The 24684-nt window shown below is 34.7% G+C and carries 23 protein-coding genes, 1 tRNA gene and 1 other RNA gene; 13 read left to right on the top strand and 12 right to left on the bottom strand.

Going from position 1 to position 24684, the window contains the following annotated elements:
- Together ACGH6R_RS10200 and ACGH6R_RS10195 are read right to left on the bottom strand one after the other, a co-directional pair.
- Positions 1-606: hypothetical protein (locus ACGH6R_RS10200; RefSeq protein WP_411599687.1), on the bottom strand; the 606-nt coding region annotated here is incomplete at its 3' end.
- Between the two features lie 1113 nt (positions 607-1719).
- Positions 1720-2472, bottom strand: a complete 753-nt coding sequence (locus tag ACGH6R_RS10195; protein ID WP_267360416.1) for a M48 family metallopeptidase — start codon at positions 2470-2472, stop codon at positions 1720-1722.
- A gap of 156 nt (positions 2473-2628) precedes the next feature.
- Here ACGH6R_RS10195 and queA point away from each other — a divergent pair, with 156 nt between their 5' ends.
- Complete coding sequence (queA, locus tag ACGH6R_RS10190; protein WP_411599686.1) at positions 2629-3663, top strand: tRNA preQ1(34) S-adenosylmethionine ribosyltransferase-isomerase QueA; 1035 nt, start codon at positions 2629-2631, stop codon at positions 3661-3663.
- Positions 3664-3737: 74 nt separating this feature from the next.
- Here queA and ACGH6R_RS10185 read toward each other — a convergent pair whose 3' ends face one another.
- A complete protein-coding gene (locus tag ACGH6R_RS10185; RefSeq protein WP_411599685.1) occupies positions 3738-4379 on the bottom strand; it encodes a M48 family metalloprotease in 642 nt (213 codons plus the stop codon).
- Between the two features lie 180 nt (positions 4380-4559).
- On the opposite strand from ACGH6R_RS10185, the gene tgt reads away from it, so the two are divergent.
- The 3 genes from tgt to ACGH6R_RS10170 all read left to right on the top strand — a co-directional run bounded on the left by tgt (position 4560) and on the right by ACGH6R_RS10170 (position 6011).
- Positions 4560-5696 carry a tRNA guanosine(34) transglycosylase Tgt gene (tgt, locus tag ACGH6R_RS10180; RefSeq protein WP_220215899.1) on the top strand — a complete coding sequence of 379 codons (1137 nt, stop codon included), beginning with the start codon at positions 4560-4562 and terminating at the stop codon, positions 5694-5696.
- 72 nt (positions 5697-5768) lie between these two features.
- A tRNA-Pro gene (locus ACGH6R_RS10175) sits at positions 5769-5845 on the top strand.
- 41 nt (positions 5846-5886) lie between these two features.
- A non-coding RNA gene (locus tag ACGH6R_RS10170) (RtT sRNA) lies at positions 5887-6011 on the top strand.
- A 593-nt stretch (positions 6012-6604) separates the two neighbouring features.
- Here the strand turns inward: ACGH6R_RS10170 and ACGH6R_RS10165 are convergent.
- From ACGH6R_RS10165 to ACGH6R_RS10150, 4 genes are all read right to left on the bottom strand, one after another.
- Positions 6605-6856, bottom strand: coding sequence for a hypothetical protein (locus tag ACGH6R_RS10165; protein WP_411599683.1), 252 nt, complete (start codon positions 6854-6856; stop codon positions 6605-6607).
- Positions 6857-7040: 184 nt separating this feature from the next.
- The gene (locus ACGH6R_RS10160) at positions 7041-7367 is read right to left on the bottom strand and encodes a hypothetical protein (protein WP_267385904.1); all 327 of its coding nucleotides are present in this window, start codon (positions 7365-7367) and stop codon (positions 7041-7043) included.
- Positions 7368-7381: 14 nt separating this feature from the next.
- Entirely contained in the window at positions 7382-8008 is a 627-nt protein-coding gene (locus ACGH6R_RS10155) for a DUF4225 domain-containing protein (RefSeq protein ID WP_411599682.1), read from the bottom strand.
- On the bottom strand, positions 7909-8682 hold the full coding sequence (locus tag ACGH6R_RS10150) for a PAAR domain-containing protein (RefSeq protein WP_411599680.1): 774 nt from the start codon (positions 8680-8682) through the stop codon (positions 7909-7911). The genes ACGH6R_RS10155 and ACGH6R_RS10150 overlap by 100 nt, the downstream gene beginning before the upstream one ends.
- 559 nt (positions 8683-9241) lie before the next feature.
- Between ACGH6R_RS10150 and ACGH6R_RS10145 the strand changes: the two genes are divergently transcribed.
- The 4 genes from ACGH6R_RS10145 (at position 9242) to rimL (ending at position 12040) form a co-directional block, all read left to right on the top strand.
- The gene (locus ACGH6R_RS10145) at positions 9242-9685 is read left to right on the top strand and encodes a PTS sugar transporter subunit IIA (RefSeq protein ID WP_065558380.1); all 444 of its coding nucleotides are present in this window, start codon (positions 9242-9244) and stop codon (positions 9683-9685) included.
- Between the two features lie 32 nt (positions 9686-9717).
- Positions 9718-9990: a PTS sugar transporter subunit IIB gene (locus ACGH6R_RS10140; RefSeq protein WP_065558381.1), complete on the top strand. Its 273-nt coding sequence runs from the start codon at positions 9718-9720 to the stop codon at positions 9988-9990.
- Between the two features lie 21 nt (positions 9991-10011).
- Positions 10012-11376: a PTS ascorbate transporter subunit IIC gene (locus tag ACGH6R_RS10135; RefSeq protein WP_411599679.1), complete on the top strand. Its 1365-nt coding sequence runs from the start codon at positions 10012-10014 to the stop codon at positions 11374-11376.
- 112 nt (positions 11377-11488) lie between these two features.
- Positions 11489-12040: a 50S ribosomal protein L7/L12-serine acetyltransferase gene (gene rimL, locus ACGH6R_RS10130; protein WP_411599678.1), complete on the top strand. Its 552-nt coding sequence runs from the start codon at positions 11489-11491 to the stop codon at positions 12038-12040.
- A 1-nt stretch (position 12041) separates the two neighbouring features.
- On the opposite strand, the gene ACGH6R_RS10125 is transcribed toward rimL, so the two are convergent.
- Entirely contained in the window at positions 12042-13529 is a 1488-nt protein-coding gene (locus ACGH6R_RS10125; protein WP_411599677.1) for an APC family permease, read from the bottom strand.
- A gap of 203 nt (positions 13530-13732) precedes the next feature.
- A complete protein-coding gene (gene adhP, locus ACGH6R_RS10120) occupies positions 13733-14767 on the bottom strand; it encodes an alcohol dehydrogenase AdhP (RefSeq protein WP_411599676.1) in 1035 nt (344 codons plus the stop codon).
- A 496-nt stretch (positions 14768-15263) separates the two neighbouring features.
- Between adhP and ACGH6R_RS10115 the strand changes: the two genes are divergently transcribed.
- A complete protein-coding gene (locus ACGH6R_RS10115; RefSeq protein ID WP_267360879.1) occupies positions 15264-16304 on the top strand; it encodes a tagatose 1,6-diphosphate aldolase in 1041 nt (346 codons plus the stop codon).
- A gap of 133 nt (positions 16305-16437) precedes the next feature.
- Here the strand turns inward: ACGH6R_RS10115 and grxB are convergent, their stop codons facing one another.
- Both grxB and ACGH6R_RS10105 read right to left on the bottom strand, forming a co-directional pair.
- Positions 16438-17088 (bottom strand): glutaredoxin 2, encoded by a 651-nt coding sequence (grxB, locus tag ACGH6R_RS10110; protein ID WP_267350085.1) that lies wholly within the window; start codon positions 17086-17088, stop codon positions 16438-16440.
- A gap of 2 nt (positions 17089-17090) precedes the next feature.
- A complete protein-coding gene (locus tag ACGH6R_RS10105; protein WP_411599674.1) occupies positions 17091-17711 on the bottom strand; it encodes a Pr6Pr family membrane protein in 621 nt (206 codons plus the stop codon).
- 235 nt (positions 17712-17946) lie between these two features.
- Here ACGH6R_RS10105 and xerD point away from each other — a divergent pair, with 235 nt between their 5' ends.
- The 4 genes from xerD to mpl all read left to right on the top strand — a co-directional run bounded on the left by xerD (position 17947) and on the right by mpl (position 22889).
- Positions 17947-18846 carry a site-specific tyrosine recombinase XerD gene (gene xerD, locus ACGH6R_RS10100; protein WP_324101240.1) on the top strand — a complete coding sequence of 300 codons (900 nt, stop codon included), beginning with the start codon at positions 17947-17949 and terminating at the stop codon, positions 18844-18846.
- A 24-nt stretch (positions 18847-18870) separates the two neighbouring features.
- On the top strand, positions 18871-19566 hold the full coding sequence (dsbC, locus tag ACGH6R_RS10095) for a bifunctional protein-disulfide isomerase/oxidoreductase DsbC (RefSeq protein ID WP_267350088.1): 696 nt from the start codon (positions 18871-18873) through the stop codon (positions 19564-19566).
- Between the two features lie 77 nt (positions 19567-19643).
- Positions 19644-21380 carry a single-stranded-DNA-specific exonuclease RecJ gene (gene recJ / locus ACGH6R_RS10090; RefSeq protein ID WP_411599673.1) on the top strand — a complete coding sequence of 579 codons (1737 nt, stop codon included), beginning with the start codon at positions 19644-19646 and terminating at the stop codon, positions 21378-21380.
- A gap of 117 nt (positions 21381-21497) precedes the next feature.
- Positions 21498-22889 carry a UDP-N-acetylmuramate:L-alanyl-gamma-D-glutamyl-meso-diaminopimelate ligase gene (mpl, locus tag ACGH6R_RS10085; RefSeq protein WP_411599671.1) on the top strand — a complete coding sequence of 464 codons (1392 nt, stop codon included), beginning with the start codon at positions 21498-21500 and terminating at the stop codon, positions 22887-22889.
- Between the two features lie 196 nt (positions 22890-23085).
- Here the strand turns inward: mpl and ACGH6R_RS10080 are convergent, their stop codons facing one another.
- Positions 23086-24444, bottom strand: coding sequence for an L-serine ammonia-lyase (locus tag ACGH6R_RS10080; protein WP_411599669.1), 1359 nt, complete (start codon positions 24442-24444; stop codon positions 23086-23088).
- Positions 24445-24684 lie beyond the last annotated feature (240 nt).

Raw genomic sequence — 24684 nt, 5'->3', positions numbered from 1 at the left:
CTGATGGTTTATTCGGCTTTCACCAAAGCCCGGTATGGTGCTGTCTGATTTTAATTGGCCAAATAATAAATTCGACGTGGGGGTCGTTTTGCGGTAGGCGGTGAATGGATTGTCGATTTGTGCACTGCCGTAACCTAAGGTTTTAAATGGCACTGCATAGACGGTATCTTTTTGGCCTGCATAACCGGTCGTGCTTAAAATCGCTTTATACTCGCTATCAATTGATAACGGCTCACCATTATCCGTTTCCCCGCTCCATAATACGGCCTCATCCGGACTGATATCACTAAAACGGAACGTCTTTAAGGGATATTGGTTATCTAAGTCTGATTGACGGTAAACCGTAATCTGATATTCCGCTATTTTTGAGGGGTAGTTAGTATAGACATAAAATCCCATTGGTGAGGTAAACAGCCCTTGCGAGGTCAGCTTAAGCTTGGGATTATAGATACTTAAGTTAAGCTTTTCTTCTGCATTAAACTCATCCCGGATAATGTTCAATTTGGGTACGTTATCCGCACCGGCATAAACACCATTTGAGCCGAGTAAAAAAGCAGCACTTATCCCCAGACAAGGTAAATGCCGGGTCCAGTTATGTTTTTTCATCTACTTTATTTCCTTTCTTTTTAAGGTCAATTGCTTTATTTTTTTATAATTAAATTTATTTATTAGGTTTTATTGACTAAATTGTTATTCTGCTGACCAATCAAAACAATAATTTATAATCAATTGTTTTTTTAAAAGAAAAACACCTAATTAATGAAACAATAGTTCAACTTATTACTCAATTTTTGGGCTAGCAAAAATGATAAATTTTGAACATAAACTTCTTATCCCTTGATTCAAAACGATTTTTTGAGAAGCGGGCAATTTAACAAAACAAAAATTTTTTTACATATTTTTTTCAAATATTTTCGCAATTATATATTGATCACAAAAAACGATCAATACATAACAACATGATCGCAAAAAACTATCATTACCGCATATAACTATTTTTATTAAGATTAATTACGTATAAAAACATGTACTCATTACTTTTAAAATTAAAAAAACAGATGCTAATTAATAACAATATCAATATTTAATTACATAATTTTGCTTATTGATCTTGATTAGACACTATTGGATATTTAACTTTGTAAATTAATCAGCAAAATTTTAAAAAAATCAAAAAAATTTGTTTTCAATTAATGCATTACTGATACAAATCCATTTAATAAATTAAGATAAAGAATTCAATTACAACCAAACTTTCGGATGAGTAAAAATTTTTAAATGTTGCACATTCATTTCATCTCTATTCGTTTTTAATGATCAGAAAAATTAACAAAACAAGCGTTTTTTACAGATAGTTTTCAAAAATTTTCACAATTATACATTGATCGTAAAAAACGATCAATTTAAACAATTAAAATCAATAAAACCTATTAATTTAAGTATAACTATTTTTAATTTTGCTTAGTGAAGTATGAAAAGAAGCATTAAATTATTTTAACAATCTGATAAATAGATAGTTATTTACAATAATCCTGTAATGACATGACTAAATAGTAAAAATAAGTAGTTTGTAAATGCGAGATGATAGGTAAAGAAATGAAGTATATCTTCTGGATGTCTATTGATTAATATTATTAAATTCGTCTTGAAATTTCAATTTACATAAAAACAAAAAGCACCAACAAATTAGGTGCTTTTGACTCAATTAGTGACTCGATATTATTTTTTCAATCTGGCAATCTTTTTACGGATATTAGCCGCACGATCTGATGAAGAAGGATGACTACTTAATAAGTCAGAATTACCACCACCAAGTTTTTCAAAACTCGTTGCAAGCCCTACTGGATTAATGTTTTTCTTAATTAAGAAGTCAAAAGAGTAGTTATCAGCGTCTTTTTCTTGTTTTTGTGAAAATTGAGAGTTAACCACAGCGGTGGCTAAAGCTCCTAATTTAGATTTTGATAGCGCAGTTACCGCCGCGTTCCCAGATGAAGCAACAGCATCACGCGCTATCTCGGTAGCATAAGCAACTTGCATTGCTTTTTTAGTGTGCCCTAAAGCAACATGACCTAATTCATGCCCTAAAACACCCTGAATTTCATTGTCATTCATGTTATCCATTAAACCACTATAAACACGGACACAACCGTTAGCCATTGCCCATGCATTGATATCTTTAGTTAGATATACTTTATATGTGATAGGTGTTCCATTTATGTTATAGCCAAGTGTTTTGGCAATTTTATTCAATCGTTTAGTATAAGCACTGTTGGCAGACGCAATTTTTGCTTTTGAATCCATTTGAGCACATGCATTAGCGCTGAGTGTTTTTATTTCATCGTCACTAAGTGTTGCTGCTTGAATGCCACGCATACCTAGATCAGTCATATTATCTATACTGTTACAACCGACTAATGACATTGCTGCAACCAAAGGAAGCGCAATGGATAATGTATTTTTGAGATTTTTCATTTTGTTTTCCTTATTTTAAATATAATTACTTTATTCCTAACCTTAGCTAGGCAGCGAAAATTTTAAACTAACTTTAATAATAAGCAATAAATAATTACTTGCTTACTGGTATTATGAGATTTAGACTAATGCCTATTTTTTTCAGACATAGCTATTATGAAACTATCCGACTTTAATTTTTTACTTCCCAAAGAACTTATTGCAAAGCACCCTTCTCAAACAAGAAGTGACTGTCGACTTTTATCTTTAAATGGTCATACAGGAAAGATTGAACACGGAGTTTTCACCGATATTATCAATAAAATTAATCCCGGTGATTTACTTGTTTTTAATAATACTAAAGTTATTCCTGCCCGTTTATTTGGTAAAAAAGTTTCGGGAGGAAAAATTGAAATTTTAGTTGAACGAATTTTGAATGATAATCGTGCCCTTGCCCATATAAAAGCATCAAAATCACCTAAAGAAGGTACCGAACTTTTATTAGGAGATGATGATTCAATTAAGGTGATTATGGTGGCAAGACATGATACTTTATTTGAACTTCAATTTCCTGATGATGTATTGACTATTTTAAATAAAATTGGTCATATTCCTTTACCTCCTTATATTGATCGCCCTGATGATGAACAAGACCGTGAAGTTTATCAAACTGTTTACAGTAAAGTGCCTGGTGCAGTTGCTGCACCTACTGCGGGGCTCCATTTTGATGAACCTCTATTAAAAAAATTGAAAGATAAAGGCGTTGAAATGGCTTTTGTTACTTTGCATGTTGGTGCAGGTACATTTCAGCCCGTAAGAGTTGAAAATATTGAATCGCATATAATGCATGCCGAGTATGCAGAAGTCCCCGAAACAGTTGTTGAGGCTGTGTTAGCTTGTAAAGCTCGTGGTAATAAAGTTATCGCCGTGGGCACAACATCGGTTAGAGCACTTGAAAGTGCCGCCCAAAAAACAGGCACTATTGCGCCTTTTTTTGCCGACACTCAGATTTTTATTTATCCCGGCTACCAGTTTAATGTGATCGATGCATTAATCACAAATTTTCATTTACCCGAATCGACATTAATTATGTTAGTTTCAGCCTTTGCTGGTTATGAAAATACAATGAATGCTTATCAACAAGCCGTTAACGAAAATTATCGTTTTTTTAGCTATGGTGATGCGATGTTTATTACTGGCAAACAAATTTAATTGGTGAGTTTTTAAAATTTGCCAATCGAAGTAGTAACCATTTACCCATTGATTGGCAAACGAAGAAAACATTATTACTTAATATTCTTCAGTTTTTGTGAAATATGATTAATTCGTGTTGATATTGCAGGATGCGATGTTAAATCGACATCATTATGTACCGGCATTTTCATCAGCATGCTAATCAGTGCGGCAGGGTTTAATTTTTGTTTACGTAACATCTCGATCGCATAATTATCGGCATCAATTTCATTTTGCTGAGCGGTCTCGTTTCTTATCATTACAACTGTTTTATTCGCTTTATTATAAATTTCAATATAAGGGGCATGTTGGAATGAGTGTATCGCATGTTTTAGCGCAATGTGTCCTTGTTCATGAGCAATTACCGCCAATAGCTCATCATCGGTTAACAGTTTAATCAATCCGCTGTTTAAGCGTATACAACCATTTGCTGATGACCAAGCATTAGGCTTTGTATTGAGATAAACTTTATAATTTAATTGAAGATGATTAATCGTGTTAGGCAGATATTGAATAAGACGATGAAGTCGTTGACTCATCACATGATCATGAGCTAACACAATAGATTGCTTATCTTCATCACGACAAACTTGTTCGTTAAATTTTAGGATATCCTGCTCAGATAACGCGACAATTTGTTTAGAAGAAAGAATAAATTGCGGTTTATTATGTTGGCTTTGACAACCTGTTATCATGAATAAAATTAAAAATGACAATGATAGAATAATGTATCTCAAAATTTTTAAAATCTCTCCAAATGTTGTCTATTGTAAGTGATCACGATAAACTAGGCGCCGAAATTTAGTAATACGACGACGTATTATATCAATAATTTGCGCCAAACTGTTTATTTGGTCGCACGAGGTTAACAAGACATGAAATTTGAATTAGACAATACAGACGGACTTGCTCGTCGAGGACGTATGAAATTCGATCGCCGTGGCGTCGAATACACCGTTGAAACACCTGCATTTATGCCTGTTGGTACTTATGGTACTGTAAAAGGGATGACACCTGAAGAAGTCGCCGCAACTGGAGCCCAAATCTTATTAGGTAATACCTTTCATCTATGGTTACGACCCGGACAAGAGATTATGCGTAAACATGGTGATTTACATGATTTTATGCAATGGCATGGCCCTATTTTAACCGATTCTGGTGGGTTTCAAGTTTTTAGTTTAGGTGATATTCGTAAAATTAAAGAAGAAGGCGTTTATTTTCGTAATCCAATTAATGGCGATTCAATCTTTTTATCGCCTGAAATTTCAATGGAAATTCAATACGACCTTGGTTCTGATATTGTGATGATTTTTGATGAATGTGCGCCTTTTCCTGCGGAGTGGGACTATGTCAAAAAATCGATGGAAATGTCATTACGCTGGGCAAAACGAAGCCGTCAACGTTTTGATGAACTTGGTAATAAGAATGCATTATTCGGTATAGTTCAAGGTGGTATACATCAAGAATTACGTGACATATCCATTAAAGGATTAACCGAAATAGGCTTTGACGGATATGCTGTGGGTGGATTAGCCGTTGGTGAACCCAAAGCGGATATGCATCGTATCTTAGAAGGCACTTGCCCTCAATTACCGGCTGATAAACCACGTTATCTAATGGGCGTTGGCAAACCTGAAGATTTAGTTGAAGGCGTACGTCGTGGTATCGACATGTTTGACTGTGTCATGCCAACCCGAAATGCTCGTAATGGACATCTTTTTGTAACCAACGGCGTTATTAAGATTCGAAATGCCAAATATAAAGATGACACAACACCACTTGATCCTGAGTGTGATTGTTATACCTGTAAAAATTACACAAAATCTTATCTTCATCATTTAGATAAATGTGGTGAAATTTTAGGTGCTCGACTCAACACTATTCACAATTTACGCTATTATCAACGTTTAATGGCAGAGATTCGAGAAGCGGTTGCTAACAAACGTTATGAAGAATTTGTTACCGAATTTTATCAACGTATTGGCAAAACACCAGCCCCTTTTACAAAATAAAAAATTATCATCATAATTTTTAGGGGAAACTCTTGACACATCGAGGTTAGCGCAGTATTATGCGCATCCTAACGGCGAGTAGCGCAGCTTGGTAGCGCAACTGGTTTGGGACCAGTGGGTCGGAGGTTCGAATCCTCTCTCGCCGACCAATTTTATATAAAGAAGCCTGCTCATTGAGTAGGCTTTTTTATTATTCGCTTCAGTTAAGAGGATGAGAACCGACAGAGGTTCGAGCCGAGCGTAGCGAGACAACGTTGCTTTAGCAACGACCCGAAGGGCGAGCATAAAATGCGAGTCATCCTCTCTCGCCGACCAATTTTAAAAAAAGCCTGCTCATTGAGTAGGCTTTTTGCTATCAGCATTTTAAAAATAAAAATTGCGTCTTATATTCTCTTACTTAACACAAACAACTATGAACTTACTCGTGATTGAATCACTTGAACTAATAGAGATAATTTTAGCTCCCCCAAATCTGTGTTCTTATTTAATTGATGTGATATCAACGTCACTATATATTTTCCAATTTGTTTGGAAGGTAATGCGACAGTTGTTAATGGTGGAAAGCTCACTTCACTAAGTTCATATCATTTCCATTTTTTTTTCTTTTTTAAATACTCTTTTGGGCTTTCTAACCAGGATATTGGAAAAGGATAAATAATTAGAAATATACATGCTGATAATAAAAGAGGACCATAATCTTGATTAGAACGAACAATACGTTCAAGTTCACATGCAATTATAATTTGAACAACTGAAGCAACATAATTAAAAACCAACATGATACGCCTTTGCCATTTCAAACGTTTGTTATAGTGATAATCACTTACTGTATATTTTCTAAAACGATAAGAAATCATAATAGGCAAAATTGAGAAAAAGTAATACGCAATGTAAATCAATATAATCATCTATGTTATTTTTCTAGTCGTTAAGGGTGGAAAGCTCACTTCACTAAATTCATTTTTATTTCCATTTTTTTTCTTTTTTAAATACTCTTTTGGGCTTTCTACCCAGGATATTGAAAAAAAATTATAAATAATTAGAAATATAAATCCCGATAATAAAAGAGGACCATAATCTTGATTAGAACGAACTATAATTTTAAGTTTACATACAATTATAATTTGAGCAGCTAAAGCAACATAATTAAAAACCAACATGATGCGCCTTTGCCATTTCAAACGTTTGTTATAGTGATAATCACTTACTGTATATTTTCTAAAACGATAAGAAATCATAATAGGCAAAATTGAGAAAAAGTAATACGCAATGTAAATCAATATAATCATCTATGTTATTTTTCTAATTGTTAATGGTGGAAAGCTCACTTCACCAAATTCATTATCATTTCCATTTTTTTTTCTTTTTTAAATACTCTTTCGGGCTTTCTAACCAGAATATTGAGAAAAAGTTATAAATAATTAAAAATATATATGCTGATAATGCAAGAGGACCATAATCTTCATTAGAACGAGCGATACGTTCAAGTTCACATGCAATTATAATTTGAATAACCAGAACAATATAATGGAAAACCAACATGATACGCCTTTGCCATTTCAAACGTTTGTTATAGTGATAATCACTTACTGTATATTTTCTAAAACGATAAGCAATAATAATAGGTATAATTGAAAAAAAGTAATACGCAATGTAAATCAATATAATCATCTGTGTTATTCCTTTTACTCCATAGAACTTTCTTCAATATGGCCATCAAAATATTGCCGATATGTAGTACCATCCAAGCGCGTGCACAATGAATAATTAGATTGATCATCTGCATCAGATTCATTACCTGTCACACGTATTACTATTGCACAACTATCTACAATTTTCTCTATATTATCAATCTTTTCTGGGTTTGAAATATATAGATTTGTCTCACTACTTTCTTCGTCTTTAACTAATATATTTTCAGCCTCTCTATAGATTTTATATAATGATATACCATCACTCAATATTTCAGAACTTAACAATAATTTATTCATCTGTCTAAATGCTTGTATCAAATCCTTTCTACCATAATGAAATAATTTGAATTTCTTTGAATTAGCACGATTGTATTGATTAATAGCAAAACTTTTATCAATTTTAGGAACTAATTTAAGTTTACCATGTAAAGATATACCTATATCAACTAAATCATAAGCTAAAGAACCTGTCTCTTTAGACATTCCTAATCCTACCGCCGCATCTTGATACGCAGATTTTAAAAAACCATCCTCGCCGGTAAATCCTTCTTGAGCACTATTAACACCATGCGCGGCAACAAATGCGCCAAGTATACAACCCACACCAGTTGTACACATTGCCCCCCCATAATCATCAAGCCTGCACCACCTATAACACTTAATCCCCGACCTATCCAGTGAATACTTTGATCCCATAAACTCTTTTCTTCAGATTTTATCGCTTTTGAGCCTTGTTCATAACTCATCGCTCCGCTTTCAACTTGATTTACAATATGCGTGGCGAAATTATCAATATCATCAATAAAATCTTGTTTTATATTGTCATGGTAAAGGTGTTTTTCACAAACTTCATGCGCACAATCAAGTAAATTTTGAGCGTCAAGACGAATCTTTGTTTTATCTTCATTTGATGCGACTAATGAATTACTTTGTGTGGGAATATCAGTTTGCGCAATTGTTGAAAATGTATTATTGATAGGTTTTGACTTATTTGTATAATTGGGGGTTGCCACATCAACAAATATCAGACTTTTGGTCGCAATAATTCGATTAACACCTAAAGGCCGACAACCACAAGCAACAATACACCCATCATAAGCAGCTGGCTTACCATCAATGATTAATTTATCGGTCGCCTCAATAATTTTTCCAGAACCTTTACACTTAGGACATGTTGCATAATCGCCTAAACATGCTATGCCATCATGATGGTTAAAACCTCGAACTGACGACGAAATAACTTTACCACCAGTTGTAGTATTATCACCCATTACAGCAATTTTTTTACTCATTACAACATCTCAACTTAACAAATTCTTAACAATTAATACTATATCATATAAATCAAAAAATAAACTAAAAAAACTTTAATTATGTGTTTTTTATAGCAATAAATTTATTTTAATTTACCAAGCCATAACACAATAACCAATTTACATTACCTGTTTTTACATAATTTTGCACCTTGGTATAAGAAGAAATCTAAATCTCAAAAATTAAAAAAACTTTTTTTAATAGTTTGATTTATATCATATTTAGTAATTACTAACGTTAACTTTAATATTGACTGTTATCTATTCAAAAACTGTGAAATGAATTTAAGTTTGCTATCAATCAAGTGGAAGATTGTTTAAGCTGTTATTTAATCATGATTATCTATATAATATTAATACTCTAAAAAAATACGAGTTATCCATTCACTAAAAATGTTATCTGTATCACAAAACAGAAAATTTTTATTTTAACTTTGATAGCGCTATCACATTTCTATTATTTTTTAATTTCTATTATTGTGCAGTATGTTAATTTTTTAAAAGATATTAACTATATCTCGGTTTTAATGGAGGAAAAATGTTAGGTAAATGGTTAACCAACCAAACAGTCAATATTATTGATTCGGTTAAAGACTGGAAAGAAGCGATACAACTTTGTGCAACACCATTATTAAAAAATAATGCCATTTCACAAAATTACGTGGATGCTATTTTTCAGTTACACGAATCAATAGGACCTTACTACGTTTTGGCACCCGGTATTGCTATGCCACATGCCAGACCTGAACAGGGTGTAAATCAATTAGGATTGTCAATGTTATTGGTCAAGCAAGGCGTTAAATTCAATTCAGAAGATAATGACCCTGTTTATTTAGTGACTTTATTAGCGGCCAATGATAGCACCAGTCACATTGAAATGTTAACGCAATTAGCAACACTCTTCGGTGAATCAAACGATATGCAGACCATTTTTAAAGCACAACATCGTGATGAAATCTTGGCTGTGATTGATCAATATTAAATTAAATAGAAATGAGTAAAAGGATAAACAATATGAAAATTATGGCAGTTTGTGGTTCAGGTCTTGGTAGTAGTTTTATGGTTGAAATGAATATCAAAAAAGTCCTAAAAAAATTAAATATTGATGCAGAAGTTACCCATGCTGATTTAGCTTCAGCAACACCCGATCAAGCTGATCTGTTTGTCATGACAAAAGATTTAGCCACCAGTTCTGGGATTCCTGCCGATAAATTAGTGGTGTTAAACAATATTATTGATATCAACGATTTAGAACAAAAACTCGTTGAGCATTTTGCCAAGAACTGAGCAAATCGTTAAGGAGTTACTATGATTCAGGAAATAGTAAAATTTATTGTTGATATCCTAAAAGTACCTGCGGTGCTTGTTGGCTTAATCGCAATGGTAGGATTATTAGCTCAACGTAAATCATTTGCCGATACAGTAAAAGGAACCATTAAGACTATTTTAGGATTTTTGGTATTAGGTGGTGGTGCAACAGTACTTATTAGCGCAATTACACCATTAGGTATCATGTTTGAACAGGCGTTTAAACTTCAAGGAATCGTTCCTAATAATGAAGCTATTGTATCAATGGCATTAAATGAGTATGGCACAGCAACGGCATTAATTATGGCGTTCGGTATGATTGCCAATATTGTTGTTGCTCGATTTACGCGATTAAAATTCATCTTTTTAACCGGTCATCATACTTTTTATATGGCTTGTATGATTAGTATTATTCTAACCGTCTCAGGGTTTCAAGGTTGGCAATTAGTCTTCACCGGCGCACTGGTTTTAGGGTTAATTATGGCGTTTTTCCCTGCTTTAGCTCAACCACAAATGCGAAAAATTACCGGTAACGATGACGTCGCATTTGGTCACTTTGGTACGCTAGGTTATGTCTTAGCTGGTTGGCTTGGTATGGGAGTTGGCAAAGGGTCTCGCTCAACCGAAGAGATGAACTTACCAAAAAACTTAAGCTTTTTACGTGACAGTTCAATTTCAATCTCGTTAACCATGATGATTATCTATCTAATTTTAGCCGTATTTGCTGGTTCAGATTATGTTGAAAACAATCTTAGTCATGGTGATAATTATTTAGTTTATGCCATTATTGAGGCGATCACTTTTGCAGCAGGTGTCTTTATCATATTGCAAGGTGTACGTCTAATTCTTGCCGAAATTGTCCCCGCATTTACAGGATTTTCAGAAAAATTAGTCCCTAACGCCAAACCTGCTTTAGATTGCCCTGTCGTATTTCCTTATGCACCCAATGCGGTATTGATTGGCTTTTTATTTAGTTTTTTGGGTGGTTTAGTGGGATTATTTGTTTTAGGTCAACTTAACGCGGTACTCATTTTACCGGGTGTGGTTCCACATTTCTTCTGTGGTGCAACTGCAGGGGTATTTGGTAATGCAATGGGCGGACGCCGTGGGGCAATGCTTGGCGCATTTGCTAATGGTTTGTTAGTGACATTTTTACCTGTGGTATTATTGCCTGTATTAGGATCACTAGGTTTTGCCAATACCACGTTTTCTGATGTCGATTTTTGCGGTGTAGGTATTTTACTTGGTAATATGGCAAAATGGTTAAATAAAGATGTTATTATGATGATTATTGTTGCTATCTTTGCTTTATTAGTTGTGTATAACTATGTGGCTAAACCAAAAAGCGAGAGTCAGAGCAAATAATAAACATTTATTGTTTTGTATCCATTAAAATCCATCAAAATTGCCAGACTACACAGTCTGGCAATTTCATAAAAAAGGTCATTAAACTGTTATGTTTTTAAGAGAATAAAGAATGAATGATAACCAACAAGATGAAATTCATGTCACTGAACATATCTATCTTAGTCCTGCAACAACTGATTATGCCAAAGCGTTATACCACATTATTGATTCAAATCGTGTCTTCTTTAGTCAATTTATGGCATGGCCAAAATTTGTCAAATGCGAGTCAGATACAGCTAATTTTTTAGCAGATTGTTTTGTCAAACATCAGCGTGATCAAACTAAAACCTATGTAATTTTACATAATAACCTACCAGTCGGGTTACTTTCCTTTAATTATATCGATAAAAATAATAAAACAGCCTATCTCGGTTATTGGTTAGATAGCAAAGCACAAGGTAAGGGTATCATTACACAAGCTATCCAAGCACTCACTCATCATTATGCTGTAAAAAAAATCATTAAACGCTTTGTCATTAAATGTGCTGTCACTAATTTGAAAAGTAATCAAGTCGCTAAGCGTTGTGGTTTTGATTATGAAGGAACACTCAAACAAGCCGAATATCTTAATGATGCGTTTTATGATCAAAATATCTATAGTTTAATTTCAAATTATATTTAAGCTACTTGTCATAAAATAACATCAAAACTTTAAAAGCAAGTCCTGAACTCACGATATAACCATATGCAATTAATCCGGCAATGATAATTAATGAAGCATATGCAATAGAGTATTGTGTTTTGTTATGATATTTTTTCATTTCACCAAGCGAAAGCTCTTTGTTTTGATTCTTTTTATGATAATAGTAGTATACTGGTAAGCCAATCAAGGTTAAAAAGATTGAAGCAATCCCATTTACAGTTTGATAAATCAACATACCATAAATAACATAAGCAGCCCCGCTTATAGCCACAATAGGAATAATAGGGTATCCAATAACTTTGTAAGGTCTAGGCACATCAGCATATTTTTTTCTGGCAATAATCACACCAATAAAAGTCAGTAGATAAAATACCCAAATCGCAAACATTGAAATTTCTGATAACCGATCAGCATCCAGCAATATCGAATACAAGAATGAAAAAATAACTAAGACAATAATAGCATTAACTGGGGAACGACTATCCTCATCAATCGTACTTAAAAAACGTGCCCCAATAATTGTACCTCGCTCAGCCATACTAAAAATAGTTCGTGATAAGGTCATGATATAACCATTAATGCCACCCAGAATTGAGACCATAATACCAACGGCAACCAAGTTTCCACCGAATTCCCCAAACATGCGTTGTGAAGCAATAGCTGAGGCATCATGTTTTAGTGATACCATTTCCTGTACCGGAAATATTTTAAATAGTGCAATGTTTATACAGGCATAGACAATAATTAAGAATAGGATTCCCAGAATGATTGCTTTAGGTAAAACTTTTGAAGGATTTCGGAGTTCACCAGCTACCGAGGCGACTTGCGCCCAACCGTCATAAGCAAACAGTGTCGCAAGAATGGCAACAGCGAAAGGTGCATAGGTTTCAATGCCTTGTCCACTTGCACCAAGTAAGGCGACTTGTCCATTACCTTTCCAAAGACCAAAGATAGCTAATAAAAGGATCGGAATTAATTTACAAATCGTTGCAAAGGTTTGTAAATAGCCTGCCTCTTTAACCCCTATTGCATTAATCAAGGCAATAAAACCTAACACACCTGCACTAACCGCCATTCGATAAGCTTCATCAATATTAAATAATAAGCAAAAAACTGAGCTAAAATAGCCAACAAGTGCCCCAACTAATGATGGCGCAAAAAGAACAGTGATCATCCAACCATAAAGGTGAGATACTTTCGCGCCATAAATTTTTTCTAAATAAACTAACATGCCACCAGTTTTAGGAAACATTACCCCTAATTCACACAATGTTAGTCCACCACAAATAGAAAAAATACCGCCTATTATCCACGCTAGTAATGCATAATTATAATCACCAGCGACTTCTAACACTGCGGGTGGTTTCATAAAAGCCCCTGCTCCTAAAACCATTCCGACAACCAGTGATAATGCAGAAACTAGACCAAGATCTTTCCGCAATTTATTTTCTAAATTGTGATCTGACATAAACGTCCTCTTTGAGTAATAATCTATATTAAGGAAAATTTATTTATAATAGAAGTTTATGAATAAAATTCAAGAAAGAATACTGTTAACTATCTGAAAAGAATTAAATTCATACAAAGAATGGGATTTTCATCCTTTAAATATAAAAAAGTCAGCATTAAGCTGACTTAAGCATATAAGTCGAAACCTTTTAGTTACTTTTTTTAGTTACTTCTTTTCATTTTCATATCAATGACCATACGCCCTTGAATTTTTCCTGCTTTCATTTCATCGATCATATCGTTGATATCTTCTAATGGTCTTTTTTCTACGATCGGGACAACTTTTCCTTCTGCACTAAATTGAAATGCTTCTGCAAGATCTTCTCGAGTCCCCACAAGCGAACCTAAAACTTGAATACCATCTAATACTGTTTTAGGAATACTTAAATCCATTGTTTCAGACGGTAAACCCAGTGCCACAACACGTCCTAAAGGGCGAACAGATTCAACAGCCTGATTAAAACCTGTCTTAGTTACTGATGTCACCACAGCACCATGCGCACCACCGCCCGTATGTTGTTTGATGTATGGCCCTACATCAACTACTTTTTTAGGATTAACGACTAAATCTGCCCCCAATTTTTTACACAACTCTAATTGACTATCACTATTACTAATTGCCACCACTTTGTTATTAAAGACTTTTTTACCATACTCAACCGCCAAAGTTCCTAAGCCACCAATACCAAATACAGCAAGCCATTGCCCTGGTTTGGTATCCGCAACTTTAATGCCTTTATAAGTGGTAACACCGGCACATGTTACACTGGTTGCTTGAGCGGGATCTAATCCTTCCGGAACTTTAACGGCATAATCAGCCTTAACAATACAAAATTCTGCCATACCTCCGTCAACGGTATAACCCGAATTCAACGCACTACGACAGAATGTTTCATTACCCGATATACAATATTCACAAGTCCCACAACCTGCATGAAACCATGCAATACTCACCCTATCGCCAACTTTTAAACTTTTTACATCGGGCGCAACTTTAGTCACTATGCCGACACCTTCGTGACCAATTACTCTACCCGGCTTTTTACCAAAATCGCCCGAAGCAACATGAAGATCCGTATGGCAAAGACCGCAATATTCAACTTCAACTAAAGCTTCACCAGCTTCTAATGGACGGATAGGAATATCTTTAATGTCGACTTGGCCATCGCAAGCATTTCTTATAACAGCAGCTTTCATTTCTTTCTCCTGAATAATTAAAATTTAACTCATAATTGTATTTATTTTAGTCTTATTTTTATTAAAAAATATGCTTATCTTCAAAGTTTTAAAAAAATTTATATCCTATTTTATTTATTGATATTGTATAAAAACCTATAAAGCTAATTAATCTCACTATTTAGAATTTGCATTTTTATTTCAATTTATACAGTGCCGATAGATGAAGTATGAGTAGTTTTGTCTTAGAACTACTGTTTAGTACAGTCTATAGAATACAAAAAATGAATGCGTATTAATGTTAAGTTAGCCAACAGGCATCAACCACATTGACAAATTTTAACGATTTTTCTAGAAAATAATATCAAACTATCACAATGTATCACTTTCCAGAAAGGCAACTAATGAACTGAAATTTAATCATTTTTAGCTTTAATCAAAACTAGCACTAAATGACTAATAAATCATCGAGTAATAAATCTACAATGAAAAATCTTTTTAAATGGAGAGTTGTAAAATGGCTACAAAACGTATTTCTCGTGGTAAATTTACCCGTATGCAACAATTATCAAACCAAGAAGGTATTATTGCTGCGTTAGCAATCGATCAGCGTGGTTCAATGGTTAAAATGATGGAAGCCGCCGTTGGTAAGGATCGTTATCATGTTGATATGGTGTATGAATTCAAAGAGCTTGTTTCTCAAGAATTAACAAAATATGTCAGTGCAATTTTGTTAGACGAAGAGTATGGCTTTAAAGGTATGGCGAAAAAAAATCAAAATGCGGGTTTAATCATTTCTTATGAAAAAACGGGTTATGATGCTAACACACCCGGTCGTTTACCTGACGTATTACCGGAAGATTCTTTACAACGGTTATTAAAAAAAGGGGCAGATGCAGCCAAGGTTTTAGTCTATTACAACCCTGATGATCCACAAGATATTTTAGATAAAAAGCATGCATTTTTAGAACGTATTGGCGATGAAGCAAGAGCGGCTGATATTCCCCTCTTTGTTGAACCTATCGTGTATGATAACACGGTGACAGATGATAAAAGTCCTGAATTTGCCAAAATCAAACCACAAAAAGTGATCAATACCATTAAAGAGTTCACGAAAAACCACTATTACATCGATGTTTTAAAAGTCGAAGTTCCTGTACTTTTTAAACATGTTGAAGGCTTCAATGATAATAATGTTGTAGTGTATTCACAAAAACAAGCAGCGGATTATTTTAAACAAGCCAGCGATGCCGCCACGCGTCCTTTTATATATTTAAGTGCCGGTGTTCCGACCAAAACATTCCATCAAGAGTTAATTTTTGCGGGTGAAAACGGTGCTAAATATAGTGGTATTTTAGGTGGTCGTGCCACTTGGTTTGAAGGTGTTGCCGTTTATGCCAAAGAAGGGAAAGAAGGACTAAAACGCTGGTTAGATACCACCGGACGGGAAAACGTTGAAGAACTCAATAAGATTTTAAAACAATATGCTACGCCATGGTATGACATTTACGGCGGTAAAGACCAAATTGAAATCATTGATCTTAAATTAGGTAATTAATCGCTCAGTTTCAACATGCTAACTACGATTTATCATATTGTTAGCATGGGTTAATACTTATCATATTCCTATTTTCTAATTGTTAACTCATTAACCTAGGTTAATGAGTTTTTTTGCTTCAAAATATTGGTAATTATACGGCTTTATCAAAAAACAGATTAACCTTACTCTGTTTTGACATCGATTCCAGATAAGCTTTAATTTTAGGCGGAAAGGTCAAACTCTTTACACAAGTTAAATTACGTAATACAGGAAATAATAAGATATCATCTAACGATAAACTACCATTACAAGCAACTGAGGAAACAATCATTGGTGCTAGTTTATCTAGAATGTTTGATACGGACATGACTAATTGGTCGGTTTGTTCAAGACATTCATCAAACGAACCTATTTTTTTGGTTTTATTGGCAACAAAATCATTAATAGCATGTTGAGTTGCAAATTCTGCTAAACCGAGTTTAATGTAGCGAGGGCACTCTAATTTATAATCATATTGTTGTAATTGCTTAATTAATGATGATATTTCGGATGATTGTGATCCAACTAAAATTGGTTTGCCTCCATAATTACTGTCGATGTAATCCACAATATCTAAACTTTCTGGCATATAACTCCCATCATCTTTTTGCAAAATCGGAACCATTTTTTCGCCGATCATGCTTTGCGGTGTTTCCGAATCATCACTAAGTAAAACGAGCTCTTCAACCGGTATATTTTTTAAACCAAAAATCATTCTTGCTCGTGCACAGAAAGGGCAATGTTCATAAATATATAGTTTCATTTTTATCTCCTTAAACGGTCAATACACCATAATAAGAAAGTCAATCCCAAAAATAATAATAGCACTTTACTGACATTATATAATGCTTTTATATAACCTATTTTTTCAATATTAATAAATGGATACGGATATTGATGTGTAAAATAACCTCGAACGAAGATGTAAATAGCATACGCTATCATTGACAATATCGAACCAATAACAACTTTGGCGTTGATACGTCTAAATGGTCCCCAAATAAGCCAACTTAAAATACCTAATAAGGGAATAACAACATGTAAACTTTCATTTGTAAATCGCAATAAACTATTTGGTGGCTGATGAATACCGCGTAAAATTGAGTTATAAATTATTGCGGTAATTATCACACCGACCAAACCATTTAACCGAATAACATTAAAGCTATAACGATTACAGTTAGGTTTAAAGGTTAAAAATAGACAACTTATCGCTAACATTAAATTGGAAAGAACAGTAAAAAAACTATAATAAAATATTATTCGACCAATCGGTGTACCCGGTTGCCATGGACGAAGTCGAGCATGCCAATAAACATATGTTTCAATACTAATGACAAATAAAGTATAAACAGCGATGAAAAGGTAAATATTTCGCTTTAACATATAATTACATTGAGGAAATTTTAGAAATGATAAGTATATATCAAACAATGCAAGCCACATATTTTTTTCACTAACATCAATAACATTATATCAGTAAAAAGTTAAAATAATGTCTTTTATCATACAATATGATATTCATGATTCAACATGAGTTACACTGCAATTAATTGCTAATTTAGTATATAATATTTTCTATATTTAAAATGTAGAGATAATCTTGGTGTCAAAAGACCACATTCGTCCTCACAATGACAAACTCGTTGAAGAATTCCTCAACGCCATATGGTTAGAACGAAATTTAGCGGAAAATACTATAGAATCTTATAAACTTGATCTATTGGCACTCAATCAATCGCTACAGTTGAAAAATGTGAATTTTATTACTGCTCAGACCACTCATTTGCAAGATTTTTTAATGCAACGGGTTGCCGATGGTTATCAAGCAAGTAGCACCGCTCGACTGATGAGTGCAACAAAACGTTTTTTTCAATTCTTATATCAAGAGAATTATCGCACCGATGATCCTTCAGCTGTCCTGTCTTCGCCTAAATTACCAAAAAAATTGCCCAAAGATTTAACTGAATCACAAGTTGAGGCTTTGCTTGAATCCCCTAATACTCAAGACTCATTAGAGCTTCGAGACAAAGCCATGTTAGAAGTGCTTTATGCAACCGGTTTACGGGTAACAGAATTAGTGAGTTTAGAAATAAGTGATATTAGTTTACGACAAGGTGTGATTCGGGTAATAGGTAAGGGGAATAAAGAACGTTTAGTCCCACTGGGCGAAGAGGCCATTTATTGGTTAGAATACTATTTTAAATATGGACGCGATGATTTACTTAAATCGGGGCCAGTCGATGTGCTTTTCCCAAGTAGACTTGGAAAAAAAATGACACGACAGACATTCTGGCATCGAATAAAATATTATGCCATACTAGCTGATATAAATATTGAAGCACTTTCTCCTCATGTGCTTCGGCATGCATTTGCTACCCACTTACTTAATCATGGGGCAGACTTGCGGGTTGTTCAAATGTTATTGGGGCATAGCAGCCTTTCAACTACGCAAATCTATACCCATGTAGCAACAGAAAGGTTAAAGCAATTACACAGCAAACATCATCCTCGAGCATAGGGTTTAAAAAATAAGGATAAGTAAATGAAAAAATTAGTTTTAGGTTTGGCGTTAATTTCAACCTCAGTTTTGGCAGGTAATAGTGACATTACCGATACCATGAGTAAGCTAGGTTATGAGAATAAAGATTTAAAAATTACCAACACGCCCGTAAAAGGTTTGAAAAGTGTAGTCACACCCGATGGAACCTTTTATGTCACGGACGATGGTAAATATTTAACTCAAGGCCCTATCTATAATGTTGAAGGTGACGAGCCGAAAAACATCGCTAATAGCACTAATTTGGCATTAATGAAAACTATCGAAAAAGATGCTATCATTTACAAAGCCAAAGATGAAAAATATGTGATTTCAGTATTCACTGACTATACTTGTCATTATTGTAAATTGTTGCACGAGAATATAGATCAATATTTAAATAATGGCATTTCAGTCCATTATTTCGCCTACCCTCGTGCAGGTGCTGATAGTGAAGTTGGTAAAAACATGCAATCTATCTGGAGCGTTGCTGATCGCAAAGCTGCTTTTGATAAAGCTTACAAAGGCGATCCTATTACACCAGCTACCAGCGACGTTCCTTATGTTACTCAGCAATTTAACGTAGGTCGACAACTAGGTATAAGCGGTACCCCGTCAATCGTTTTATCCGATGGGCAACTTATTCCAGGTTACGTACCAGCCGATAAATTAATTGAAATCTTAAAAAACACAGCTAAATAATTTTTAATTAAATACTAGCTAAAATTCAAATTTATAATTAATAAGTATGTTAGCGCAAATGCGCTAACATTGAAAATATGAATAAAACTAAATTAGTACGTCGTAAATTACCCGAGTTACATCCTGAATTTTCGAATGACATTCCAACATTATTGCAACGAATCTATGCTCTACGTGGCGTGACATCAAGCAAAGAGATTGATTATGCTGCTCGAAATCTAAGTAATTATGATCAGTTAAATGGTATAGATAAAGCCGTTGAAATTATCTATTCAGCCATGAAAAACAATCAACGAATCATGATTGTCGGCGATTTTGATACCGATGGGGCGACCAGTACCGCATTGGCTGTCCGAGCATTAAAACAGATGGGATGTCAGTTTGTCGACTATATTATTCCTGACCGATTTGAAGATGGTTATGGTTTAAGTATTGAAGTGGTTAAAAAAGCGATATCATCGAAAGCTGACCTGATTATTACTGTCGATAATGGCATTTCAGCTATTGAAGCGGTCGAATTTGCTAAACAAGCTAATTTGCCAGTCATTATTACCGATCATCATTTATGCCCAAACCCGTTACCTTCGGCGGATGCCATTATTAACCCTAATTTACCTGATTGTACCTTTCCCTCCAAAAATTTAGCTGGAGTGGGCGTGACATTTTATTTAATGTTAGCGTTAAGAGCAAAATTACGGCAAGAAAACTGGTTTAATGATAATCAGTTAGCTGAATTTAACATTGCTAATTTATTAGATTTAGTTGCACTGGGAACTATTGCCGATGTCGTGAAACTGGATCATAACAACCGTATCTTAGTTCATCAAGGCGTTAGCCGAATCCGCTTTGGTTACTGTTGTGTAGGTATTAAGGCATTATTGCAAGTTGCCAAAAAAGATTGCTGTTCATGTAATGCGACTGATCTTGCTTTTTACATTGCACCAAGATTAAATGCCGCTGGGAGAATGGACAATATGTCGCTTGGTGTCGAATTATTACTCTGTGACCACCCTGACACCGCCCTTAACTTAGCAACTGATCTTAATAATTTAAATAATGATCGCAAATTAATTGAACAGACGATGCATCAAGAAGCACTGTCTTTCATTGAAAAAATGGAGAATGAAAAAACCTCGATTCCTCACTTTCTAGTGGTTTATCACCCCGAGTGGCATCAAGGTATCATTGGGATTTTATCTTCCCGTTTGAAAGAAAAATATCATCGTCCGGTTATTTCGTTTGCTTCTACTCAAGATGGTTTTTTAAAGGGATCTGGACGGTCAATTAAAGGAATTCATTTACGCGATTTACTTGATGAATTGCAGCACTTACACCCTGAGCTTATGGTAAGTTTTGGGGGACATGCGATGGCAGTTGGTTTAACAATACATGAAAATGATTTATCACGTTTTACCGCATGTGTTGAAGCATTATTACTTAAACGATTAGATGACAAATTATTAGAAACGGTTATTGAAACAGACGGGGAAATCGATGGACAAGATTTCAATTATTCAATTGCCAAACAATTAAAAGATTCCGGGCCTTGGGGAGAAGGATTCCCTGAACCTATTTTTGATGGTGAATTCATCATTCATCAACAGCGATTATTGGCAGACAAGCATCTTAAATTGGTTTTAGAACCTAAAAATGGCGGACCAATCATTGATGGTATTGCATTTAATGTTGATCGTCTAGAATGGCCTGATTTATCAATAAAACAAGCTAAAGTTGTTTATCATTTAGACGTAGATGAGTTTCGTGGTAATCAAGCCGCCAAATTATTGATTAGACATTTGTGGCCTATCGCATAGTTGATCAAAATCGATTATAATTCGCAGAATATTTAAAAGTTACATTACATTAACCTTTGATATAATTCAGATAAAGACTAGTTTATTAACATAATTTGTAGAGATTGAGGACTAAAAATGCATATTCATATTCTTGGGATCTGTGGCACATTTATGGCAGGAATTGCATTAATAGCCCGTTCTCTTGGCCATAAAGTTACTGGCTCAGATAAAAACGTTTATCCACCTATGAGCACGCTTTTACAAAAAGAGCATATTGACATTATTGAAGGTTATGATCCATCACAACTGACTCCTAGCCCGGATTTAGTCATTATTGGTAATGCCTTATCCAGAGGTAATCCTTGTGTCGAGCATATACTAAATAGTAATATTCCTTATATCTCTGCGCCACAGTGGTTACATGACAATGTATTAAAAGATCGTTGGGTTATCGCTGTTGCAGGAACGCATGGTAAAACAACTACAGCAGGCATGGTCAATTGGATATTGGAAAAACAGGGATATAAACAAGGTTTTGTGATTGGTGGTGTACCGGGTAATTTTGATGTTTCCGCTCGATTAGGCGAAGGTAAATTTTTTGTTATTGAAGCCGATGAATATGATTGTTCGTTTTTTGATAAACGCTCCAAGTTTATGCATTACTGCCCTAAAACGCTTATTATGAACAATCTTGAGTTTGATCATGCTGATATCTTTGATGATCTTAATTCAATTCAAAAACAATTTCATCATTTGGTACGTTTAGTCCCTAGCAAAGGGCTGATTATTTCGCCTCAAGATGATGTGAATTTACGACAAGTCTTAGCCAAAGGTTGCTGGAGTGAACAAACTTTTACTGAGTCAGAATCTGGTTGGCTAGCTCAAAGAATTAACCATGATGCAAGTCACTTTGCTGTTTATTACAATAGTCAAAAAGTCGGCGAAGTAGAGTATTCTTTGGTTGGTGAACACAATATGCATAATGCACTCATGTCAATTGCTGCTGCCAATAATGTCGGTATTCAACCGGCTGATGCTTGTTTAGCGCTCAGCTCATTTGTTAATGCTAAACGACGTTTAGAACTTTATGGTAAAGTCAATAATATTGAAATATATGACGATTTCGCACATCATCCAACGGCTATTTTGGCAACCTTAGAAGCGCTACGTAGTAAAATTGGTGCTAATCGTCGTATTCTGGCAGTGTTAGAGCCTCGCTCAAATACCATGAAATTAGGCATATCGAAAGATGAATTAGCGCCGTCATTAGGTCGTGCCGATGAAATCTTCATTTTTCAACCAGAACAGTTACCATGGTTAGTCGTTGATGTTGTTGATGCTTGTATTCAACCGGCTTATTGGTCTGGTGATATTGATTTGTTAGTTGAAATGATTGTTAAATCAGCAAAACCAACCGATGCAATATTAATTATGAGCAATGGAGGATTTAATGGTATTCATAAAAAGCTTTTGGATAAGTTAACAAAACAGCAAAGCAAAGAGCAGGAAGACCAAGATTTAATCTAATTGATTTTTATACTTGTCGGTATGGCTAGATACCTAGCCTACCATACAAGTATAAATAGCACATCTTTCACAATCTATTAAATATATTACAATTTGTTTATCAACAATCAAAATCGGATCGCCCCAATCAGCATTGACTGGCAAAATTGATTTTAAGAAATAGATTTCAAATCGATTACTAATTATAAATGCACTACTAACTACAATGCACCGTTATGGCTAATCCACCCCGTGATGTTTCACGATATTTGGCATTCATATCTTTACCTGTCTCGTACATCGTTTCTATTACTTTATCAAGAGATACAATGGCAGCAGTTGTTCGTCTTAGCGCCATACGTGTCGCATTAATCGCTTTTACTGCAGCAATGGCATTACGTTCAATACAAGGGACTTGTACTTGACCATCTACGGGATCACAGGTTAAACCAAGATTATGCTCCATACCAATTTCAGCCGCCATACACACCTGTTCAGGACTGCCACCCAGTAATTCCGCAAGTCCAGCTGCAGCCATTGAACAAGCTACTCCCACCTCACCTTGACAACCTACTTCAGCCCCCGAAATAGAAGCATTATTTTGGTATAAAAGCCCTATGGCGCCACAAGTTAAAAAATACCGAACATAGGTATCAGGAGTTACTGGATCAATAAACTTATCATAATAAGCAAGCACTGCTGGAATAATACCGCAAGCCCCATTGGTTGGCGCTGTCACCACCCGCCCCCCGGCTGCGTTTTCTTCACTGACCGCTAAGGCAAACATATTTATCCAATCGATAATAATCATCGGATCATTATCATTTTTACTGGTTGATAATTGTCGGTAAAGTGCATTCGCTCGACGAGGTACTTTTAATGCACCCGGTAATAAACCTTCAGTGTGGATACCTCGCTTAATACAATCTAACATGGTTTGTCCAACCAACGTAAAATAGTTGATAATTTCCTGTTGCGAATGGAGTTGTAACTCATTTTTAAGCAGAATGCTTGATATCGATAATGAGTTTTCATCACAGTGCTGCAAAAGTTGTGCTGCCGATGAAAAAGGATAAGGAAAGTCAACCGTATTTTGATCTTGTTGACCAAACTGTGTATCTTCTACAATTTCACCACCACCGACCGAATAATAAGTGGTTTGAGCAAGTATTTGCTCACCTTGATAAGCCGTTAAAGTCATACCATTTTCATGCTTAGGCAAAAAAGTAGAGTGAAATAGAATATTTTCACTTGAAAACGCTATTTCATAACGACCATTATAGATAGATAACCGTTTATTTTGATTCATATTTTGAATAAAAATAGGAATATCATCGATATTAACGGTATCGGGTTTTTCACCCGCTAGCCCTAAAATAATAGCGATATCAGTATGATGACCTTTACCTGTCAAAGATAATGAACCATAGACATCGGCAATAATCTTAGTCACAACAGGCATTTGACCATTATCAATTAACTGATCGATAAATGCTTTGCCTGCTCGCATTGGACCAACAGTATGCGAGCTTGAAGGGCCAATACCAATTTTAAATATCTCAAAAACTGAAGCCATTTGTTTCCTTTATACGGTTAACGTCGATTAAAGTAAGAATAACTATTTGATCAAAGATGATGGCTATATTATGGCGTTAACCATGGCATAATCAAGTATAGAATCAAGCTTTCAATTTAAATCGTAAAAAATTTTGCCAAGCGAAGATATGCGCCTTAGTCATGTTGTTAATTTTCATTTTATCTCTCTTTATTTGCTTAAATTTATAAATAATTTTTGTCGATTACAACAATTACGCAT

Source organism: Gilliamella sp. CG13, from assembly GCF_046635805.1.
In the GTDB taxonomy this organism is placed as follows: domain Bacteria; phylum Pseudomonadota; class Gammaproteobacteria; order Enterobacterales; family Orbaceae; genus Gilliamella; species Gilliamella apicola_I.
The sequence above is the reverse complement of the archived record's forward strand: the minus strand, read 5'-3'. Positions and strand labels throughout refer to the sequence as shown.

Coding starts and splice junctions, on each gene's coding strand:
- ACGH6R_RS10195 (WP_267360416.1), bottom strand. CDS start 2,472: ATGAAAAATCTCAAAAATACATTATCCATTGCGCTTCCTTTGGTTGCA.
- queA (WP_411599686.1), top strand. CDS start 2,629: ATGAAACTATCCGACTTTAATTTTTTACTTCCCAAAGAACTTATTGCA.
- ACGH6R_RS10185 (WP_411599685.1), bottom strand. CDS start 4,379: ATGATAACAGGTTGTCAAAGCCAACATAATAAACCGCAATTTATTCTT.
- tgt (WP_220215899.1), top strand. CDS start 4,560: ATGAAATTTGAATTAGACAATACAGACGGACTTGCTCGTCGAGGACGT.
- ACGH6R_RS10165 (WP_411599683.1), bottom strand. CDS start 6,856: ATGTTGGTTTTTAATTATGTTGCTTTAGCTGCTCAAATTATAATTGTA.
- ACGH6R_RS10160 (WP_267385904.1), bottom strand. CDS start 7,367: ATGATTATATTGATTTACATTGCGTATTACTTTTTTTCAATTATACCT.
- ACGH6R_RS10155 (WP_411599682.1), bottom strand. CDS start 8,008: ATGTGTACAACTGGTGTGGGTTGTATACTTGGCGCATTTGTTGCCGCG.
- ACGH6R_RS10150 (WP_411599680.1), bottom strand. CDS start 8,682: ATGAGTAAAAAAATTGCTGTAATGGGTGATAATACTACAACTGGTGGT.
- ACGH6R_RS10145 (WP_065558380.1), top strand. CDS start 9,242: ATGTTAGGTAAATGGTTAACCAACCAAACAGTCAATATTATTGATTCG.
- ACGH6R_RS10140 (WP_065558381.1), top strand. CDS start 9,718: ATGAAAATTATGGCAGTTTGTGGTTCAGGTCTTGGTAGTAGTTTTATG.
- ACGH6R_RS10135 (WP_411599679.1), top strand. CDS start 10,012: ATGATTCAGGAAATAGTAAAATTTATTGTTGATATCCTAAAAGTACCT.
- rimL (WP_411599678.1), top strand. CDS start 11,489: ATGAATGATAACCAACAAGATGAAATTCATGTCACTGAACATATCTAT.
- ACGH6R_RS10125 (WP_411599677.1), bottom strand. CDS start 13,529: ATGTCAGATCACAATTTAGAAAATAAATTGCGGAAAGATCTTGGTCTA.
- adhP (WP_411599676.1), bottom strand. CDS start 14,767: ATGAAAGCTGCTGTTATAAGAAATGCTTGCGATGGCCAAGTCGACATT.
- ACGH6R_RS10115 (WP_267360879.1), top strand. CDS start 15,264: ATGGCTACAAAACGTATTTCTCGTGGTAAATTTACCCGTATGCAACAA.
- grxB (WP_267350085.1), bottom strand. CDS start 17,088: ATGAAACTATATATTTATGAACATTGCCCTTTCTGTGCACGAGCAAGA.
- ACGH6R_RS10105 (WP_411599674.1), bottom strand. CDS start 17,711: ATGTTAAAGCGAAATATTTACCTTTTCATCGCTGTTTATACTTTATTT.
- dsbC (WP_267350088.1), top strand. CDS start 18,871: ATGAAAAAATTAGTTTTAGGTTTGGCGTTAATTTCAACCTCAGTTTTG.
- recJ (WP_411599673.1), top strand. CDS start 19,644: ATGAATAAAACTAAATTAGTACGTCGTAAATTACCCGAGTTACATCCT.
- mpl (WP_411599671.1), top strand. CDS start 21,498: ATGCATATTCATATTCTTGGGATCTGTGGCACATTTATGGCAGGAATT.
- ACGH6R_RS10080 (WP_411599669.1), bottom strand. CDS start 24,444: ATGGCTTCAGTTTTTGAGATATTTAAAATTGGTATTGGCCCTTCAAGC.